We start from the raw sequence: 18,955 nt of genomic DNA, 5'->3' as shown, positions 1-18,955 counted from the left end.
GACGCGCACGACTCCGTACGAGAGGAACCTCGTGAACACTACTTATCTCGCCTACAGCGACTACGGGACGACGAGCGGAGCCGAAGCCGCTCTGGTCGGCATCGTCTACCTGTTCATCTTCTTGTTCTCCATCGCCGGATACGTCATCAGCGCATTCCTTCTGATGCGCATCTTCGACAAGGCCGGCGTCCAGGGCAAGTGGCGCGCCTGGGTCCCGATCTACAACTACATGGTCTTCGCCAAGCTGGGCGACCTCTCGCCATGGGTCATCCTGGCCCTTGTCGTGGCGACGGCGATCCCGATCCTCAACTTCCTGGCCGGCATCGCGATCGTGGTCGCGCTGATCATGGTGTCGTACCGCGTCAACGCGAAGTTCGGTCGTGAGTGGCCGATCCTGCTGCTGTTCATCCTCGGCCCCCTGGGGCAGTGGATCTTCCTCGCGATCCTCGCGTTCGGCAACAACCCGTGGAACCCCGCCATCCGCCCCGCCCCCTGGGCCAACTCCTTCCTCGCCGACAAGACGGTGTGGAACGGCATCCCCGTGCAGCCCTCCCAGCAGGTCTCCGGCAACGGCGGCCCGGGTGTCGGCGGCTCCGGGTACGGCGCTCCCGGCTACGGCAGCACGCCCCCGGCCCCGCTGTCGTACAACCCGCCGGCCACCGGCACGACTCCGCCGCCGCCCGCGACGGGCACCACGCCCCCGCCCCCGCCGGCCGGACCCGTGGTCTGATACACCGGTCTCGTTCACGAAGGGCTCCTCGCACCCGCGGGGAGCCCTTCGCCGTTCCCGCCGCTAGCGTGGAGGGATGACCCCCGCAGACCTGCCTCTCCGTCCCGTCGGCCGCTCCGGACTCCGCGTCTCGGCGATCGGACTCGGGTGCAACAACTTCGGACGAGCGGGAACCGCCACCGAGACACTCGACGGAACGCGCGCGGTGCTCGATGCGGCGATCGATGCGGGCGTGACTTTCCTCGACACCGCCGACATGTACGGTCGCGAGTTCGGTTTGTCCGAGACGCTGATGGGGGAGGCGCTCGAGGGGCGCCGCGATCAGGTCGTGCTGGCCACGAAGTTCGGGCACGCCGATTTCGCCCCCGCGGTGACCGGGGGGTCCAAGGCATCCCGCGCGCACGTGCGTCGTGCCGTCGAAGACTCGCTCCGACGCCTGCGCACCGACTGGATCGACCTGTACCAGCTGCACACGCCCGACCCGTCGACGCCGATCGAAGAAACCCTCGACGCCCTCGCCGACCTCGTCCGCGAGGGCAAGGTGCGCTACATCGGGCACTCGAACTTCTCGGGGTGGCGGATCGCCGAGGCCGACCATGCCGCCGACGGCGTGCGGTTCGTCTCGGCCCAGAATCAGTACAGCCTGCTGGCCCGCGCCGCCGAGCGGGAGGTGCTTCCGGCCGCCGCTCGTTACGGCCTCGGATTCCTGCCCTTCTTCCCCCTGCACAACGGCCTGCTGACCGGCAAGTTCACGCGCGACGGGGGCCCGGAGGGGAGCCGCATCATGCGTCAGCGCCCCCACCTGTGGCGCGACGCCCCCTGGGACGCACTCGAGCGCTACCAGGCCTTCTGCGATGCGCGCGGCATCACGATGCTCGAGGCGACCTTCGCCTGGTTCCTCGCCAACCCCCTGGTCGCGAGCGTCATCGCGGGCGCGACGAGCGCAGAGCAGGTGCGCGCCAATTCCGCGGCCGCCACCGCCTGGACGCCGAGCGCCGAGGATCTCGCCGAGATCGACGGCATCCTTCCTCTGCCCGCCGATCCGGCCGCGGGATGAATGCCACCGCTGGGATGTGTCGGTGCGGCGCGTCCTCGGATCGTGCCCGAGCGTCGACTAAGATGACAGGGCCGTGCGTTTCTGCCGGCGCAGTCGTCGGCCAACCGGAGGATCGTTCGTGCCCGAGGTGACCACCCACACGCGCACCGTCCCGCTCGGTGACACCGTTCTCGAGCTGTCGTGGGCGGCCAGCACCGAGGTCGGACGCCGCCGCGAGGTGAACCAGGACGCCGTCCTCGCCGACTTCCCGCTGTTCGTCGTCGCCGACGGCATGGGCGGGCATCTCGGCGGAGAGATCGCGAGCGCAAGCACCGTCGAGCGGCTCCGTGCCGTGGTCGCGACGGGCCCGGTCTCGACGAAGAACATCGAGAAGGCGCTCTCGCGGGCGGTCAAAGACATCGTGGCCCACCCCGAGACCACCGACGAGGGCACCGGAACCACCCTTACCGGCGTGTACCTCGAGACCCACACCGAAGAACCGCACTGGGTGACGCTGAACATCGGCGACTCGCGCGTGTATCTTCTGCGCGATGGCGAGATCGTCCAGGTGACGACCGACCACTCCGTGGTGCAAGAGCTCATCGCCGCCGGGCGTCTGAGCCCCGAAGAGGCCGAGAACCACCCCTACGGGAACGTGATCACCCGCGCCGTGGGACCGAGCGACAGCGTCAAGCCCGACTACCTCCGCCTCGACGTGCTCGACGGCGATCGCTTCGTGATCTGCTCCGACGGTCTCACCAAAGAGCTCACGGATTTCGGCATCCGTCATTTCCTCGAGGCGAATACGGACCCGGCTGCAGCCGTCGAGGCCATGATGGCCGCCGCCCTCGAGAACGGCGGACGCGACAACATCTCGATCGTCGTCCTCGACGTCGCCCGCCGCTCCGCCTGAAATTCATCTTGACCGCGGAGACCGCGGATTCTACGTTCGGCATATGACCTCCGCACCCGAACGGACGGCCGGAAAAGGCCTGGCCACTGGCACCCTGGGCCTGTGGGGCTCGACCGTGATCGGTCTGGCATCCACCGCGCCGGTGTACTCCCTCGTCGCAACTCTCGGCTTCGTCGTCCTCGCGGTCGGGGCGTCGGCGCCCATCGCGTTCGTGCTGGCCTTCATCCCGATGCTGTTCATCGCCTTCGCCTACCGCGAGTTGAACAACGAGGTGCCCGACTGCGGCACCACGTTCACGTGGGGGACGAAGGCGTTCGGCCCCTGGGTCGGGTGGATGGGAGGTTGGGGTGTCGCCGTCGCGGGGATGGTGGTGCTCGCCAACCTGTCGCAGATCGCCGGCATCTACCTGTGGTCGCTGATCGGAGACGGTTCCCTCGCCGAGAACGTGCCGCTCGTCACGGCGACGGGCGTGGCCTTCATCGCTGCGATGACCTACGTGAGCTACCGCGGGGTCGAGATCGGCGAGCGGATCCAGAACATCCTGCTCGCCGTGCAGTACCTCGTCCTGGTGCTCTTCGTGGTGTTGGCGCTGTGGAAGTTCTTCGACGGGACGGCGCCGAATCCCACCCCCTTCGATCTCGCGTGGTTCAACCCCTTCGGGTTCACCGACTGGAGCGGATTCACCGAGGCCGTCCTGCTCGCGTTGTTCATCTACTGGGGATGGGACACCTGCCTGGCGCTCAACGAAGAGACCAAGGACCCCAAGCGCATCCCGGGCCGCGCCGCGCTCCTGACCACCGTCATCCTGCTCGGCACCTACGTCACGGTCACGGTGGCGGCGATGATGTACGCCGGCGTCGGCGAGGACGGAGCGGGGCTGGCCAACCCCGCCAACGCCGACGACGTGTTCCTCGCTCTCAAGGACGACCTGTTCGGCCCGTTCGGGTGGGTCCTCATCGTCGCCGTGCTCATCTCGGCGGTGTCGTCGACGCAGACCACGATCCTCCCCACCGCGCGGGGAACGCTCGCGATGGCCGCCTACAAGGCGCTGCCGCACCGCTTCCAGACGGTGCACCCCCGCTTCCGCACGCCGTCGTTCTCGACGCTGGTGATGGGCGTCGTCGCGAGCGTCTACTACGTCGGCATGACGATCATCAGCGACAACATCCTGCAGGACTCGATCCTGTCGCTCGGGCTCGCGATCGCTTTCTACTACGCGATGACGGGGTACGCCTGCGTGTGGTTCTACCGACGCGAGCTGTTCTCGTCGGCGAAGAACCTCGTCTACCGCGGCATCCTGCCCCTGCTGGGAGCCCTCATGCTGACGTACGCCTTCGTGCAGTCGGCCGTCGACATGTCCGACCCCGAGTACGGCAACACCGTGCTCCTCGGCATCGGCGGCACCTTCGTCGTCGGTATCGGGGCGCTGGCGATCGGGGTCGTGCTGATGGTGCTCTGGTACCTGTTCCCGGGATCGAAGCCGTTCTTCCGCGGCGAGAGCCTCAATCGCGAGACCGAGGTGCTCGTCCCGGACGAGCCGATCGCCCACCCGCGCTCGGTCGACGGGGGCATCTGAGCGGCCGCCGCACCGTGGAGGGGCGGGGCGTCGGGGTCAGACCGCGGAGCGAATCGAACCGACCTCGCGACCGCCGCCCAGGATCGACAGCGAGAGCTGCGCCACGGTGTCGTCGACCGCCGCGGCGGTGAGAGCCCCGACCCTCTCGAGCAGGCGCAGCGCGACGACATGTCCGGCGCGATTCGAGCCATCGAGCATCTTGAGGGCGACCGTGGTGCCGTCGGGGGCGGTCATGACCTGCACGCCCTCGGCGCCCATCTTCGAGAAGACCCCGAGGCGTTCGATGACGATCGTGTCGGGCCGGCCGGGGCCGTCGATGGTCCACGGGTGCTCGCGCACGGCGCGCACGAGGGTTCCGGCGCTGCGGTGCAGAGCGAAGGGGGAGCGCTCCGACGACGTCGCGATGCGCTGGATGGCCCGTGCGAGACCGACGAGGCTCATGGCGTAGACGGGGGCTCCGCAGCCGTCGATCGCCGTCGTGGTCATGCGCTCACCCACGAGACGTTCGATGACCTCGCGGATGTGCGCCTGCAGCGGATGCTGCGGATCGAGGTAGTCGCCCGTGCTCCAGCCGTTCGCCACGCAGGTCAGGAGCATCGCGGCGTGCTTGCCCGAGCAGTTCATGCGCAGCGGCGAGGGCGCGGCGTGATCACGCACCATCTCGTCGCGTGACGCGGTGTCGGTGGGCCAGGCCGCCGGGCACCCGAGGTCATCTTCGGTGAGGCCGGCGGACTGCAGGATGCCGCGAGCCACCTCGGCGTGGCGCTCGGTGCCCGCGTGGCTCGCCATCGAGATCGCGAGACGCTCGTCGGCAAGCTCGGCGCCCGCCGAGAGACACGCCAGCGCCTGCAGGGGCTTCATGCTCGAGCGGGGGAGGAAGAGCGCGCTCGCATCGCCGAGGGTCAGCTTCTCGGACCCGTCGGGGGCGAGGACCACGGCGACGCCGTAGTGGCGGGATTCGACGAAATCGTTGCGGTCGACGACGGCGAGTTCGACGGAGGCGGGGGGCGTAGCGGGCATCCGTCCATCGTATCGCGGGGGCCCGCTCCCGACTCGGTCGCCGACGCGGCCGACGGACACGGAAAGGGGTCGTCGGCTGCCGCCCCGCGCACCGAACAGGACGGGTCTCGTTCACCGGTGCGACCGTTCCCGGACCCGCGTCCGGCGGGGGCGCTCCCTACAGTCGGGTCGCCCGCTCTCGCGGGCCGCTCCCCACAGCTCCCGACCACGCGTCCCGCCACCCCGTCGGGAGCCCATGCTCCTCGCGCCGACGTGCGCGCCCCGGGGGGGAGCGCACGCACCAGGAAGGACCCGTCACTCATGACCCCCACCCGATCGCGACTGCTCCGCGCGGCCGCGACCCTCGTGGCCGCCGCGAGCTTGTTGGCATCCGCCCCTCCCGCCCTCGCCGCCACCGAAACGCCCGTCTCCGCGTCGGCCGTCGGCGCAGCGCAGCTCGTGCTCGTCGAGAGCGTCCACGCGAGCGGCAAGGTGCTCCGGATCGGGGCGGGGGACGCTCAGGTCTCGAGCGCGCCCGGCTCGACGACTCCGGCGGTGGCATCGATCTCGTCGATGGCGCAAGCCGACCCTCAGACGCTGTCCGCTCAGGCGCTTCGCCTGTACCCGGTCGTCGGCTCGGCGCGCACGTTCCTCATCGCCGATCAGAAGGACCGCGTCCTCACCCGCTCGCGCAACGACCAGGACGCCTTCCGCTACCTGCAGACGGCCGATGTCGCCGACTCCGCGACCGACCCCTACGCCCAGTGGGAGCTGCGCGACGCGGGCAACGGGGCCGTGAACCTCGTCAACGTGCAGCGCGATCGCGAGGGCAGGGAATCGGCTCTCGACCTCTACAACTGGAAGACGGCCGACGGCTCGGAGGTGCAGACCTACACCCTCAACGCCTCCGCCGCGGTGCAGCAGTGGCGCGTGCACGCTCTCACCCCGACCGTGACCTCTCCCTCGCTCGTCACCACGCCGGGCGTGCTCCCGACCCTGCCGAGCTCACTCAGCGGCCGCTACGGCTGGGGCCGCACGGTGACGCTGTCGCCCATCACCTGGGCGCTGCCGGCTGCGACGACCTGGCTGACGCCCGGAATGGTCTCGGTGACGGGAACGGCGAAGGGTTTCTTCGGTGAAGACGTGGCTCTCACGGCATCCGTCGCCGTCGGCGCCCTCTCGGACGCCGCGGACTCCGCGCTCACCACCTACGCGGGCGCCACCGTCGCCGAGGTCGCCATGCGGGCCCCGGCCACGGTCCAGCGTCGTATCGGCGACACCGGGCAGACCCTGACCGCCCCCGTGCGCTGGGACTTCACGGGCGTGACGGATGCCGCGTTCTCGACGCCCGGAACGGTGAAGGTCCCGGCGGTCTCGGGGCTCGGCTTCTCAGCCACGCTCGTGGTCACGGTCTCGGCCGCGCAGCAGGTGAACGTGCTCCGTCAGTCGGGCGTGCACCCCGACTGGTCGTTCAAGGACTCCACGACCTTCGCCCTCACCGACGGGAACCGCACCGCCACTGGCTTCGCCGACTGGCGCTCGGGGGGCTCGGCGAACCGCGTGAACCCCAACCGCGTGACCTTCTACCTCGACCAGCCGCGGCAGATCTCGAGTGTGAACGTGTACGACATCGGCGGCAAGCAGAACATCGGCTCGGTCACCGTGCAGTACCGCACCACGCGCGGCGGGTGGGCGAACCTTCCCTCCGCCACCGCCTGGCCCGCCGCCAACACGTCGGCCGACCTGCGTCTCGAGGTCACCGCCTCGCGTCCCGTCCTCGCCACGGGTCTTCGCGTGCTGGTGAAGAACAAGACCTCGTCCACCTGGATGACCCTGTCCGAGATCGAGGCCTTCGGGCCCCAGCTCACCCCCGCCTCCTGATCGACCACCCTGACATGAGAAGAGATATGTTCCCTCGTCTACGCCGCTCCGTACGCGGCCTCTCGGCCGGACTGGTCGTCGGCGCGCTCGCCGTGTCGAGCCTCGCCTTCGGCGGCGCTTCGATCGCCGTCGCCGCCTCGGGCACGTCCACCGGCACCACCTCGGGCACGACCCCCTCCGACACGGTCTCGAGCGCGTCCACGACCGCGTCGGCGACGAGCACCACGGGGACCACCGGTTCCGCGGCGACCGGGTCCGCGGCATCCGGAACCTCCTCCGCGACGGGACGCTCGAGCTTCTTGCTGCCGGTGCTGCCCGACACGCAGTTCTACTCGCGGTACAGCGCCTCGCAATTCGTGCCGCAGTACGGGACGAACCCCTTCGAGGTGCAGACCCAGTGGGTCGTCGACAACAAGAAGGCGCTCAACATCCCGTTCACCATGCAGCTCGGCGACGTCGTCGATCAGCAGGGCAAGAGTGATCAGTGGAGCGCCGCGAGCAAGGCGATGAAGATCCTCGAGGACGGCAAGGTGCCCTACTCGGTGATTCCCGGCAATCACGACGTGGCCGACCAGGGCGCCCGCTCGTCGGAGGGCAACGCGTCGAACTACCTCGCCTCCTTCGGGGCATCCACGCTGCAGCGACAGGGCGGTTCGAGCCTGCTCGGCACGTTCCAGAACGGGTACTCGTCGGCGTACCGCTTCTCGGCCGAGGGGCATGACTGGGTCGTGCTGTCGCTCGGCTGGAACGCCTCCGACGACACCTTCGCCTGGGCCCAGGGGATCCTGGACGCCAACAAAGGCGTGCCCGTGATCCTGTCGTCGCACGCGATCATCGGCATCGACCAGGACCAGGTGTCACCGACCAGCTGGTGGTACGGCGACCTGCTGTGGGACAAGCTCATCCGCAAGAACGATCAGATCGTCCTGACGCTCAACGGACACTTCCACGGCGCGACCATGCGCACGCTCACGAACGACTTCGGGCATCCCGTCCACGAGGTGCTGACGGACTATCAGATGGCGGCGGACGGCGGCAACGGCATCATGACGCTGTTCGAGTTCGACCTGTCGGGCGGCAGCATCGACGTCTCGACGATCTCGCCCTGGGTCGGCAAGAAGCACGCCAACTCCCGAACGTCGACGGACGCCCCCGTGCTCACCGGGACATGGCAGCAGTTCTCGCTCGCGATGGACTTCGGATCCCGTTTCGGATGGGGTGCGCCCTCGGCGGCCCAGGCGGACGGTCCCGACCTCACCGCCGCCGCGAAGGCCATGGTGTCGCAGGGGTGGACCGGGTCGTCGACCGGCGAGAAGCTCGCCGCCGCCGGTGACGCGTCGGACTACTTCGCGGTACCCGGAACGGTGGCGCACTGGCGGTTCGGCGACGTCAAGGAGGGCGTCGTCGACGAGAACACCGTCGTCCCCGATATCGCGGGGTCCAGCCCGATGTACCGCCTGCCACTGGACCAGACCGACGCCCCCGACGAACTCGACGACATCGCGGTGACCCACAAGGACGTCCCGTTCTACTCGGCGGACCCGGGCGCGGTGTGCTTCAGCGACGTGCACCGCAACAGCACGGGACCCGACAATCTCGCGTTCCTCACGACCGAGTACGGTGCGCCGGCGACCTCGGCGCACCTCAGCGCGGAGTCGGGGTACACCCTCGAGACCTTCCTGCAGATGGATGCGAACTGGACCGAGGCCGCGAACCGCTGGGGCGCCGCGATCAGTCGAGGCGGCGCGCGCAATTGGATCGGGATCAACGACACCTCCGACGAGGGGGCCGGTGCGGCCTGGCTGGGCATCTCGAACCTGCGCGAGTACCAGTTCTCGGCGGCCGACACGGTCTCGAAGAACTCCTACACGCTCTGGTCGGGCGAGATCATGCCGGGTAGCTGGCACCACGTCGCGATCGTGAACGACCCCGCCGCGGGAACCGTGATCATGTACGTCGACGGCGTGCCGGTGCTGCGCAACGCCTCGGGCGTCGGCGGGATGATGGCCGCCGACCTGATGCCGTGGGTGATCGGCGCCTCGCTGTGGAACACCGAGCCCGAGCACGGCTGGTACGGCTGCGTGGGCGAGACCCGCATCGTCGACCATGCCCTGCCGCGCGAGCAGTTCCTCTTCCAGCGTGCCGACCTCGACGCCACCGCCGCGGCCTTCGCCGTGACCACGGCGCTGTCGGGCGTGCAGGCCTCGACCGCGACGGTTCCGACGCTCGAGGGACGCGGGGTCGCGGGGGCGCAGGTGACGGTGCGGGTCGACGGGGCGGACGCCGGTCGCGCCGCCGTGGGAGCCGACGGCACCTGGCGTCTCGCGCTGAAGACGCCGATCGCCGGCGTCGGTGCGCACGCGGTGAGCTTCGCCCAGTCCATCGGGACCCGGACCGGCTCGGCGCTCGAGATGACGGTCACCATGGGGGTGGATGCCGCCTGGTCTCCGGATGGCGAGCAGTTGGCTGCCGGCAAGGACGGCGCCATCGCGGTGACGCCGAGCACCTTCCGGGCCGGCGACACGGTCTCGGTGAACGTGCCCGCGGGTCTCGACGGGAAGGCGCTCTACGGGTTCCTCTTCTCGCAGCCCACGGGTCTGGGCACCGCGACCGTGGCGAACCGGTCGATCTCGCTCGTCGTCCCGGCGAGCGTCGCTGCGGGCGAGCACCGGCTCGCCGTCTACACGGCGACCGGCGAGCTGGTGGGCTGGGCGCGCGTCACGGTCGCCCCTCCCGTCGCCGCGGTCGATCCGGGGGCCGGCGCCGGCGGCTCCGCGACCGGGGGCGTCGCCACGTCGAATGCGAGCTCCCAGCCCGGGAGCGCGCGTCGCGGCGATCTCGCCGCCACCGGCGTCGCCTCGGGCGCTCTGGCCGCGCTGTCGGGCGCCGCTCTGCTGCTCGCGGGCCTCGGACTGGTGCTGCGCCGCCGACGTCGACACGCCTGAGCACGGCCACAGGGCCCCCGTCCGGTTCGTCCGGGCGGGGGCCTCGTCGTTCGAAGAGTGCCGCGTGTCGCCGTTCCCGCGATTTCCGGTGCCCGCCCCTCCGGCGACGGGCAGACTGGGGGACATGAACGGAGAGCACCACTACCGCCTGCGCTCGACCTGGACCGGCGACCTCGGCACGGGAACGAGCGGTTATCGCGACTACGAGCGGGCCGTGACCCTCGAGGTCGGCGGAAAGCCCGCCATCGCGGCATCCGCCGACAAGCCCTTCCGCGGCGACCCCGCCAAGTGGAACCCCGAAGAACTGCTGATCGCGGCGTTGAGCGAGTGCCACCTGCTGTCGTACCTCTACGCGTGCGTGAAGGTGGGCGTCGTGGTCACCGGTTACGAGGACGACGCCTCGGGCACCCTGCAGGAGGACGGCAACGGCGGGGGAGCGTTCACCGAGGTCGTGCTGCGCCCGCGCGTCCGCGTGGCGGACGCGTCGATGATCGAGGCGGCGCGCGCGGCCCACCGCCAGGCGCGCGAGTGGTGCTTCATCGCCAACTCGGTCAACTTCCCGGTTCGGCACGAGCCCGAGGTGACCGCGGACTGAGTTCGCCGCGTCGCGCGTACGAGGAGCATGCGGCGGCGTCGTACAGTGAGCCCATGCAGCTCGAACCCGCCCTGCGCCGTCTTGATCGGATCGCGGGAGGCCGCCAGGCCGATCATCGCGTTCCCGTCTCCGCCGATCCGAAGGTCCGCCGGGCGTTCCGTGCGATCACCCTTCTGCTCGCGGTCGGTTTCGTCCTCGGCGTGGCCACGGTCGTCATCGCCCTGGTGATGACCGCGAACGGCGACGACGTCGGCTTCGCGGTCTGGATGCGCTGTCTCGTGGTGCTGGCGATCACGACGACCCTGTTCTACTTCCTCTGGCGCGCTCGCGCGGGGTGGTACTGGGCGTTCCGCCGCCTTCAGCTGTTCAGCCGGATCTTCCCGGTCGTCGCTCTCGTGCTCGCGGCGATCCCGGGGCTCTACCCGTTCTGGGTGGTCACCGAGCAGATCCTCTTCGCGATCCTCCTCATCGGCGTCTCGGACTACCTCCAGTCCGACGCCGTCCGGGCGGCGTACCCCAAGCCGCAGCGCTGAGTCCTCGGCATCCGGATGCCGGGAACCCGGTGCCCATCGAACGACGCACCCCCGCCGGCGCGAGGCCGACGGGGGTGCGTTCGTGAGGAGTGGGATCAGCGCACGTCGTCGTCGATCCAGTCCATCGATTTGGTGACGGCCTTCTTCCACAGGCGCAGCTCGCGCTCGCGCTCGCCGTCGTCCATGTTGGGCTCCCAGCGCTTGTCTTCCTGCCAGTTGGCGCGCAGGTCGTCGAGGTTGTCCCAGAAGCCGACCGCGAGGCCCGCGGCGTACGCGGCACCCAGGGCGGTGGTCTCGGCGACGACCGGGCGCACCACGGGTACGCCGAGGATGTCCGCCTGGAACTGCATGAGAGCGTCGTTGGCGGTCATGCCGCCGTCGACCTTGAGCTCGGCCAGGTCGACGCCGGAGTCGGCGTTGACGGCGTCGAGCACCTCGCGCGACTGGAAGGCGGTCGCCTCGAGGGCGGCACGGGCGATGTGGCCGCGGTTGACGTAGCGCGTCATACCGACGATCGCGCCGCGGGCGTCGGGACGCCAGTAGGGCGCGAACAGGCCCGAGAACGCCGGGACGAAGTACACGCCGCCATTGTCGTCCACGCTCTCGGCCAGCTTCTCGACCTCGGGGGCCGAGGAGATGATGCCGAGCTGATCGCGCAGCCACTGGATGAGCGAGCCGGTGACGGCGATGGATCCCTCGAGCGCGTAGCGGGCGGGCTGGTCGCCGAGCTTGTAGCCCAGCGTCGTGAGCAGACCGTTCTTCGAGTGGACGATCTCTTCGCCCGTCTGGAAGATGAGGAAGTTGCCCGTGCCGTAGGTGTTCTTGCTCTCACCCGGGTCGAAGGCCGCCTGGCCGAAGGTCGCGGCCTGCTGGTCGCCCAGGATGCCGGCGATCGGCGTCTCGCGCAGCAGCGACGAGGACTCGACGGTGCCGTAGACCTCGGAGGAGGAGCGGATCTCGGGGAGCATCGAGGCCGGCACGCCGAAGTCGGCGAGGATGTCCTCGCGCCACGACAGCGTCTCGAGGTCCATGAACAGCGTGCGGCTGGCGTTGGTGACGTCTGTCGCGTGCACGCCGCCGTCGATGCCGCCGGTCAGGTTCCACAGCACCCAGGTGTCGGTCGTGCCGAAGAGCAGGTCTCCGGCCTCGGCCTTCTCGCGGGCTCCGTCGACGTTCTCGAGGATCCAGACGATCTTGGTGCCCGAGAAGTAGGTCGCCAGCGGCAGACCGACGATGCTCTTGTAGCGCTCGGGGTCGCCGTCGGCGAGACGGTCGACGATGGACTGCGTGCGCGTGTCCTGCCAGACAATGGCGTTGTACACGGGCTTGCCGGTGTTCTTGTCCCAGACCACCGCGGTCTCGCGCTGGTTGGTGATGCCGACGGCGGCGATGTCGTGGCGGGTGATGTCGGCGCGGCTGAGGGCCAGGCCGATCACCTCCTGGGTGTTGCGCCAGATCTCGGCGGGGTCGTGCTCGACCCATCCCGCGCGCGGGAAGATCTGCTCGTGCTCCTTCTGTCCGACGGAGACGACGCTCCCGGACTTGTCGAAGATCATCGCGCGCGTCGAGGTCGTGCCCTGGTCGATGGCGAGGACGTAGTCGGCCATGGATGGACTCCTTTGTCTGAATTCAGTGAACGGGTGAAGAGGTGGAGAAGGTGGGCGGGAGCGCCGGGCGACGCCCCCGCCGAGGTGTTACTTGCCGAGGCCGAGGAGCAGGGGAGCCAGCAGACCCGCGAGCAGACCACCGACGAGGGGACCGGCGACCGGAACCCAGGCGTAGCCCCAGTCGCTCGAACCCTTGCCCTTGATGGGGAGGATCGCGTGGGCGATGCGGGGGCCGAGGTCGCGGGCCGGGTTGATCGCGTAGCCGGTGGGGCCGCCGAGGGAGGCGCCGATACCGACCACGAGCAGCGCCACGGGGACGGCCGCGAGGCCGCCGATGCCGCCGGGGACGCCGATGTCGGCTACGCCGTAGTCACCGAAGCCGAAGATCACGAACACCAGGACGAAGGTGGCGATGACCTCGGTGAGGAAGTTGAAGCCGTACGACCGGATCGCGGGACCGGTCGAGAACACGCCGAGCTTGGCGGCGGGGTCGGGCTCGTCGTCGAAGTGCTGCTTGTACGACGCCCAGGCGAGGACGGCGCCGATGATGGCACCGACCATCTGCGCGGCCACGGCCACGAGGAACTGGACGAAGGCGATCTTGCCGGCGACCAGGAGGCCGATCGAGACGGCGGGGTTCAGCTGAGCGCCGGAGTACGCGGAGACGATGACACCGGCGAAGACCGCCAGACCCCAACCCCAGTTGACCATCAGGGTGCCGCCGGCGTTGCCCTTGGTCTTGGCGAGGGCCACGTTGGCGACCACGCCACAGCCCAACAGGATGAGCATCGCGGTGCCGACGACCTCCGAGAGGAAGTACAGCCCCAGGTTCACTTCTTGCATGTCGTCATCGACCTTTCTTTCGTCACCCGGACACCTTCGGCTCGGGCGGTAGTGCGGCTCGGTGCTCCGAACCTACGGCTCACGTGCGGGCGCGCAACAGGTGGCGCGCCCGCACGTTCTCTCAGATTCGGGCCACTCCGGCCTGCGCCAGGTCGACACGGTGGGCGGAGCGGAGAATCTCAGTAGTGCGGGCCACTTCTTCGTCGACGCGCGCGGAGTCCCAACCGAGGGGCTCGGCGACCGCCTCGGCGACCTCCTGCAGGGTGCGCTCGGTCATGCCGCCGACGAACGCCAGGTGCGTGCGGCGCAGCAGCACGTCGATCAGGTGCACGACCTGCTCGTTCTCGGCGATGAACGCGAGCTCCTCGCGGAAGTACCCGGCGGCGTCGGGAACCGGCGTCGGCTCGGCGGGCAGGGCGGCGAGGATCGCGTCGGCGCGGGTGCCGTAGCGCTCCAGCATCGCTTCGACGAGCTCCGCGGAGTGCGCATTCGTGCGCGCGGCGATCCAACGGCGACGCTGCTCGGGCGTGGCGGGGAAGCCGGCGCCGCCGCCGATGGGAAGGCCCTGGGTGCTGACGCGGTGGGGGCGACGCAGCTTCTGCAGGGTCTTCATGCTGAGGTGCTCGGCGAGAGCGCGGAAGGTGGTCCACTTGCCGCCGACGAGGCTCATGGCGGGGACGCCCGCGATCTCGTCCTCGACGATGCGGTAGTCGCGCGAGACGAAGCCGGGGGCGGTGTCGTCGTGGCGGGGGAGCGGGCGGATACCTGAGAACGTGTAGACGATCTGCGAGCGGTCCACGCCGATGGTGGGGAAGACGTGTCCGATGAGGTCGAAGAAGTACTCGATCTCGTCGTCGGTGCACACGACCGGCTTCGAGGGATCGGCGTCGATGTCGGTGGTGCCGACCAGGACGCGGTCCTTCAGGGGGTAGATGAGGACGATGCGGCCGTCGGAGTGCTCGAAGAAGATCTCGCGACCACCGGTGGCGGCGAGCAGCTCGGGGTTGTCGAGCACGATGTGCGAGCCCTTGGTGCCGCCCATGAAGGTCGTGTCGAGGCCCATCGCCTGGTTGGCCAGGTCGGTCCAGGGCCCGGCCGTGTTGAGGACGACCTTCGCCTTGACGCTGAACTCCTCGCCGGACACCTCGTCGCGCACCCGCACCCCGTTCGCGTCGGCGCCGACGGCCGAGACGTAGTTGACGGCCTGGGTGCAGCCCGCGCCGGCCTCGATGCCGTCGCGCAGCACGTCGAGGGCGATGCGCTCGGGGTCATGCATCGACGCGTCGAAGTAGGTCGCGGTGTAGGCGAGGTCGGGGTTGAGCTTCGGAAGCTCGGACAGTGACTTCTTCTTGCCGAGGAAGGTGTGGCGGGGGACGGAGCCGCCGTCGCGCGAGAAGGTGTCGTACATGATCAGGCCGACCTTGATGAGCAGCGCGCCGCGCTCGTTAGGCTTGCCGCGACCGTGCGTGACGAGAAGACGGAAGGGTGCCGACAGGATGCCGGAGAACGTCTTGTAGATCGGGATCGTCGTCTCGAGCGGCTTGACGTAGTGGGGAGCGGTCTTGAGCAAGTCGTTGCGCTCGGTGACCGCTTCTTTGACGAGGCGGAACTCGCCGTTCTCGAGGTAGCGGATGCCGCCGTGCACCATGTGGCTGGAGGCCGAGGAGGCGCCGGAGACGAAGTCGCCGCGCTCCACGAGCGCGACGCTCACGCCCTGGAGGGCGAGGTCGCGGAGGGTGGCGAGGCCGTTGATGCCCCCTCCGATGATGAGGACGTCGAGGTTCTCGGCGTCACGGAGCGCCTGGACGTCGGCGCGGAGCGGAGTAGCGGGGGACGACATGTCGACTGCGACCTTTCGTTGTTGGTACGACGATCACAATGCGCTTGTCTGCACGTTGTTGCAAGCCCCTTGAACAAACGTGCAGAATAGTGTTCATGAAGGTAACCGGACGGTGGTGACGCAGGCCGAGGAGCGCTCCCGTGACGCCCTGCGCGCGGCGCAGCTCTACTACATGCAGGACCTCACGATGGATGCCATCGCGCACGAGATGAGGGTCTCGCGCTCATCGGTGTCGCGTCTGCTCCAGCACGCCCGCGACGTCGGCCTCGTCACGATCTCGATCAGCCCGCCCGACGACGCCCGAGGGCAGATGGCCCAGCGGATCGCCGATCGCTTCGGCATCACGGCGCACGTCGTGCCCACGCCCCCGCGCACCTCCGAGGCCGAGCGGCTCGAGCGCACGGCGTTGACCGCCGCGCGCATCCTGGCGGAGCGCGTCGAGTCGTCGATGACGATCGGGGTGGCCTGGGGGTCGACCCTCTCGGCCGTGGCCCGCCACGTCCCCCAGAAGGACGTCCACGACACCCACATCGTGCAGATGAACGGCGCGGCCAACGTGCGCACCTCGGGCATCCCGTACGCGGGCGAGATCCTGTCGAAGTTCGGCGCAGCCTGGTCGTCGTCCGTGCACCAATTCCCGGTGCCCGCGCTGTTCGACGACCCCCTCACCAAGCAGTCGATGTGGCGGGAGCGCTCGGTGCGTTCGGTGCTCGAGATCCAGCAGCGCGTCGGCCTGTTCGTTTTCGGGCTCGGCTCCCCGCACGCCGACGTGCCCTCGCACGTCTATAGCGGCGACTACTTCGACGAGCGCGACCGCGCGGTCATCGAGCGCGAGGGCGTGGTCGGCGACTGCGCCACCGTGTTCTACCGCGCCGACGGCTCGAGCGACATCCCCGAGCTCAACGCCCGCTCGAGCGGGCCGGACCTCGACACCGTGCGGCGCATTCCCCGTCGTTTCTGCGTGGTGTCGAGCCTGTCCAAGCTCGACGGCCTGCGCGGCGCCCTGGCCGCCGACCTCGTCACCGAGCTGGTGGTCGAGGAGTCCCTCGCGCGCCGCCTGCTCAGCGTCACGCGCTGACCTGTTCGGTCGCCCCCGTCATCTCTCGCCGAACCCATCGGCGATGAGGGCGCGCAGCTCGTCGAGCGCTGCTCGCGCCTCGGGACCCGAGGCGCTCACGCGGACGCGCGCACCCTGCCGCACGCCCAGCGCCATCAGAGCGAGCAGGCTCCGCCCCGACACCTCGTCGGATCCGGTCTCGAGGTCGGCGATGCGCACCTCGGCATCGTGGCGCGAGGCGGCCTTGACGAAGGTCGCGGCCGGACGCGCGTGCAGGCCCGAGGGATTGGTCACGACGGCCTCGAACGACAGCGACTGATCCTCCGCCGCCTTCTCCGCAGCCTGCGGAATGGATGCCGACTCCCCGGCGTCGTCGCCCAGCTGACGCGCCTTCGCTCCCGCGGCGTAGGCGCACTCCCGTGAAACGGTCTGGAGGTCCGCCCCGCCCGCGGCGGTCACCACGGCCGCCACGAGACCCTCCACGAAGGGGGCGGGGCTCAGGCGCACACGGTCCGGCGCCGCGACGAACTCGAGGGCCGTCTCGGCGCTGAGGATCGCGGACCCGAGGTCCATCAGGACGAGGACGCCGTCCCCGGAGTCGGCCTCGTCGATCGCGGCGGCGATGGCCACGGCATCCGTTCCGAGATCGTCGTCGGGGCCGCCGGCCGCGACGCGGACCTCGGGCGGATTCGCCCCGCCCATCTGCAGGGCCAGATGCACGGCGGCCTCGGCGAGGGCGCGGGAGTGCGAGACGGCGACGATCCCGATCACGCGGCTCCCGCCAGGGTGTCGCGCAGGGCTTCGAGCAGCAGGGTCGCCGAGGTGGCGCCCGGATCGAGGTGCCCGGCGCTGCGCTCGCCGAGATAGCTCGCCCGGCCCTTGCGCGCGACCAGCGGTTCGGTCGCATCGCGCCCACGGGCCGCGGCGTCGGCTGCGGCGCGAGCGGCTTCAGCCGGGCCCTCAGCGGCCGCGGCGTCCCACGCATCGAGGGCGGGGGAGAGGGCGTCGATCATCGTCTTGTCGCCCAGCTCGGCCTTGCCACGGGCGACGACCCCCTCGACCCCGGCGCGCAGCGCGGCGCCCAGGGTCGCGGCATCCACCTCCGTCTCACTGCCCAGCGCGGGGCCCATGCGCAGGAAGAGCGTGCCGTACAGCGGACCGCTCGCTCCGCCGACCGACGAGACGAGGGTCATGCCGACCGTCTTGAACAGATCGGAGGGGCTCGCGGGAGCGGGATCGAGCTTGGCGACGACCGCATCGAGACCGCGGGCCATGTTCGACCCGTGGTCGGCGTCGCCGATCTCGGAGTCGAGGCGCGTCAACTCGTCCTTGTGGGCATGGACGGCGTCGCGGAACGCGCGCACCCACGCGACGAGGTCGTCGGTCGAGACCGCCCCGCTCATGCGCCCCACCGCAGCCCCGGGGTCACGACGGGCGCATCCCACAGGCGCAGCATCCCGTCGTCGGCTTTCACGACGGTCAACGACGCCCCGGCCATGTCGAGGCTCGTGATGTAGTCGCCGATCAGGACGCGCTGGACGTCGACGCCGGCCTCGGCCAGCAGCGGCGCGATCTCTCCGTACAACAGGTACTGCTCGATCAGCGGGGTGCCGCCCAGGCCCGACAACAGCACGATCGCCGGTCCCACGGGCTCGCCGAAATCGTGCACGATCGGGTCGACCATGAGCTTGGCGATCTCTCGAGCGGATGCCAGCTTCACGCGCGAGCGACCGGGTTCGCCGTGGATGCCGACACCGACCTCCATCTCGTCGTCGGGGAGCTCGAAGGTGGGGCGACCCGCGGCGGGGACGGTGCAGCTCGTGAGAGCCACGCCCATCGACCGGCCAGCGGCCGAGACGCGACGCGCGAGCTCGGCGACCGCCGCGAGGTCAGCCCCTTCTTCGGCGAGGGCGCCGACGATCTTCTCGAGGATGACGGTGGTACCCGTTCCACGGCGACCCGCGGTCCAGGTCGAATCGGTCACGGCGACGTCATCGGCCACGACGACCGATTCCACCTGCACGCCCTCGGCCGCGGCGAGCTCCGCCGCCATCTCGAAATTGAGGACGTCTCCGGTGTAGTTCTTCACGATGTGCAGCACGCCGGCACCCGAGTCGACCGCCTGCGTGGCGGCGAGCACCTGGTCGGGAGTGGGGGAGGTGAAGACCTCCCCGGCGGCCGCGGCATCGAGCATGCCCCGCCCGACGAAACCGCCGTGCATCGGCTCGTGCCCCGATCCGCCGCCGGACACCAGTGCGACCTTGCCCGACCGCGTCGGCTCCGCGCGCAGGATGACGCGGTTCTCGGCATCCACCCGCACGTCCGGATGAGCGACCTGGATGCCGCGGAGGGCCTCGGCCAAGACGTCGGCGGGGTCGTTGACGAACTTCTTCACGGTGC

16 protein-coding genes are annotated in these 18,955 nt (G+C 69.9%); 9 read left to right on the top strand and 7 right to left on the bottom strand.

Annotation, left to right across the window (positions count from 1 at the left end):
• Positions 1-31: 31 nt before the first annotated feature.
• The 4 genes from QBE02_RS05695 (at position 32) to QBE02_RS05680 (ending at position 4,255) form a co-directional block, all read left to right on the top strand.
• Positions 32-730, top strand: coding sequence for a DUF5684 domain-containing protein (locus QBE02_RS05695; RefSeq protein ID WP_279367478.1), 699 nt, complete (start codon positions 32-34; stop codon positions 728-730).
• A gap of 76 nt (positions 731-806) precedes the next feature.
• On the top strand, positions 807-1,787 hold the full coding sequence (locus tag QBE02_RS05690; RefSeq protein ID WP_279367477.1) for an aldo/keto reductase: 981 nt from the start codon (positions 807-809) through the stop codon (positions 1,785-1,787).
• A 118-nt stretch (positions 1,788-1,905) separates the two neighbouring features.
• Complete coding sequence (locus QBE02_RS05685) at positions 1,906-2,679, top strand: PP2C family protein-serine/threonine phosphatase (protein ID WP_056227148.1); 774 nt, start codon at positions 1,906-1,908, stop codon at positions 2,677-2,679.
• Positions 2,680-2,722: 43 nt separating this feature from the next.
• Entirely contained in the window at positions 2,723-4,255 is a 1,533-nt protein-coding gene (locus QBE02_RS05680; protein ID WP_279367476.1) for an APC family permease, read from the top strand.
• A 36-nt stretch (positions 4,256-4,291) separates the two neighbouring features.
• Here the strand turns inward: QBE02_RS05680 and QBE02_RS05675 are convergent, their stop codons facing one another.
• On the bottom strand, positions 4,292-5,275 hold the full coding sequence (locus QBE02_RS05675; RefSeq protein ID WP_056227154.1) for an asparaginase: 984 nt from the start codon (positions 5,273-5,275) through the stop codon (positions 4,292-4,294).
• 300 nt (positions 5,276-5,575) lie between these two features.
• Between QBE02_RS05675 and QBE02_RS05670 the strand changes: the two genes are divergently transcribed.
• The 4 genes from QBE02_RS05670 to QBE02_RS05655 all read left to right on the top strand — a co-directional run bounded on the left by QBE02_RS05670 (position 5,576) and on the right by QBE02_RS05655 (position 11,208).
• A complete protein-coding gene (locus QBE02_RS05670) occupies positions 5,576-7,135 on the top strand; it encodes an RICIN domain-containing protein (RefSeq protein WP_279367475.1) in 1,560 nt (519 codons plus the stop codon).
• Between the two features lie 26 nt (positions 7,136-7,161).
• Positions 7,162-10,080 carry a LamG-like jellyroll fold domain-containing protein gene (locus QBE02_RS05665; RefSeq protein WP_279367474.1) on the top strand — a complete coding sequence of 973 codons (2,919 nt, stop codon included), beginning with the start codon at positions 7,162-7,164 and terminating at the stop codon, positions 10,078-10,080.
• A gap of 124 nt (positions 10,081-10,204) precedes the next feature.
• Positions 10,205-10,675: an OsmC family protein gene (locus QBE02_RS05660; RefSeq protein ID WP_279367473.1), complete on the top strand. Its 471-nt coding sequence runs from the start codon at positions 10,205-10,207 to the stop codon at positions 10,673-10,675.
• Positions 10,676-10,728: 53 nt separating this feature from the next.
• Positions 10,729-11,208, top strand: coding sequence for a hypothetical protein (locus QBE02_RS05655; protein ID WP_279367472.1), 480 nt, complete (start codon positions 10,729-10,731; stop codon positions 11,206-11,208).
• Between the two features lie 95 nt (positions 11,209-11,303).
• On the opposite strand, the gene glpK is transcribed toward QBE02_RS05655, so the two are convergent.
• From glpK to QBE02_RS05640, 3 genes are all read right to left on the bottom strand, one after another.
• Positions 11,304-12,815 carry a glycerol kinase GlpK gene (glpK, locus tag QBE02_RS05650; protein WP_074694199.1) on the bottom strand — a complete coding sequence of 504 codons (1,512 nt, stop codon included), beginning with the start codon at positions 12,813-12,815 and terminating at the stop codon, positions 11,304-11,306.
• Positions 12,816-12,902: 87 nt separating this feature from the next.
• A complete protein-coding gene (locus QBE02_RS05645) occupies positions 12,903-13,658 on the bottom strand; it encodes an MIP/aquaporin family protein (RefSeq protein WP_279367471.1) in 756 nt (251 codons plus the stop codon).
• A gap of 121 nt (positions 13,659-13,779) precedes the next feature.
• Positions 13,780-15,498 carry a glycerol-3-phosphate dehydrogenase/oxidase gene (locus QBE02_RS05640; protein ID WP_279367470.1) on the bottom strand — a complete coding sequence of 573 codons (1,719 nt, stop codon included), beginning with the start codon at positions 15,496-15,498 and terminating at the stop codon, positions 13,780-13,782.
• A 112-nt stretch (positions 15,499-15,610) separates the two neighbouring features.
• On the opposite strand from QBE02_RS05640, the gene QBE02_RS05635 reads away from it, so the two are divergent.
• Positions 15,611-16,576: a sugar-binding transcriptional regulator gene (locus QBE02_RS05635; protein ID WP_056227175.1), complete on the top strand. Its 966-nt coding sequence runs from the start codon at positions 15,611-15,613 to the stop codon at positions 16,574-16,576.
• Between the two features lie 18 nt (positions 16,577-16,594).
• Here QBE02_RS05635 and dhaM read toward each other — a convergent pair whose 3' ends face one another.
• From dhaM to dhaK, 3 genes are read right to left on the bottom strand one after another with little or no spacing between them, the layout of a single operon-like run.
• Complete coding sequence (gene dhaM / locus QBE02_RS05630; protein ID WP_279367469.1) at positions 16,595-17,326, bottom strand: dihydroxyacetone kinase phosphoryl donor subunit DhaM; 732 nt, start codon at positions 17,324-17,326, stop codon at positions 16,595-16,597.
• Positions 17,323-17,958, bottom strand: coding sequence for a dihydroxyacetone kinase subunit DhaL (dhaL, locus tag QBE02_RS05625; RefSeq protein WP_279367468.1), 636 nt, complete (start codon positions 17,956-17,958; stop codon positions 17,323-17,325). Before dhaL ends, dhaM begins: the two co-directional genes overlap by 4 nt.
• On the bottom strand, positions 17,955-18,950 hold the full coding sequence (gene dhaK, locus QBE02_RS05620; RefSeq protein ID WP_279367467.1) for a dihydroxyacetone kinase subunit DhaK: 996 nt from the start codon (positions 18,948-18,950) through the stop codon (positions 17,955-17,957). Before dhaK ends, dhaL begins: the two co-directional genes overlap by 4 nt.
• Positions 18,951-18,955: the final 5 nt, after the last annotated feature.

It is taken from the genome of Microbacterium testaceum, from assembly GCF_029761935.1.
Taxonomy (GTDB): Bacteria; Actinomycetota; Actinomycetes; order Actinomycetales; family Microbacteriaceae; genus Microbacterium; species Microbacterium testaceum_A.
This window is presented reverse-complemented; position numbering and strand designations above follow the sequence as displayed.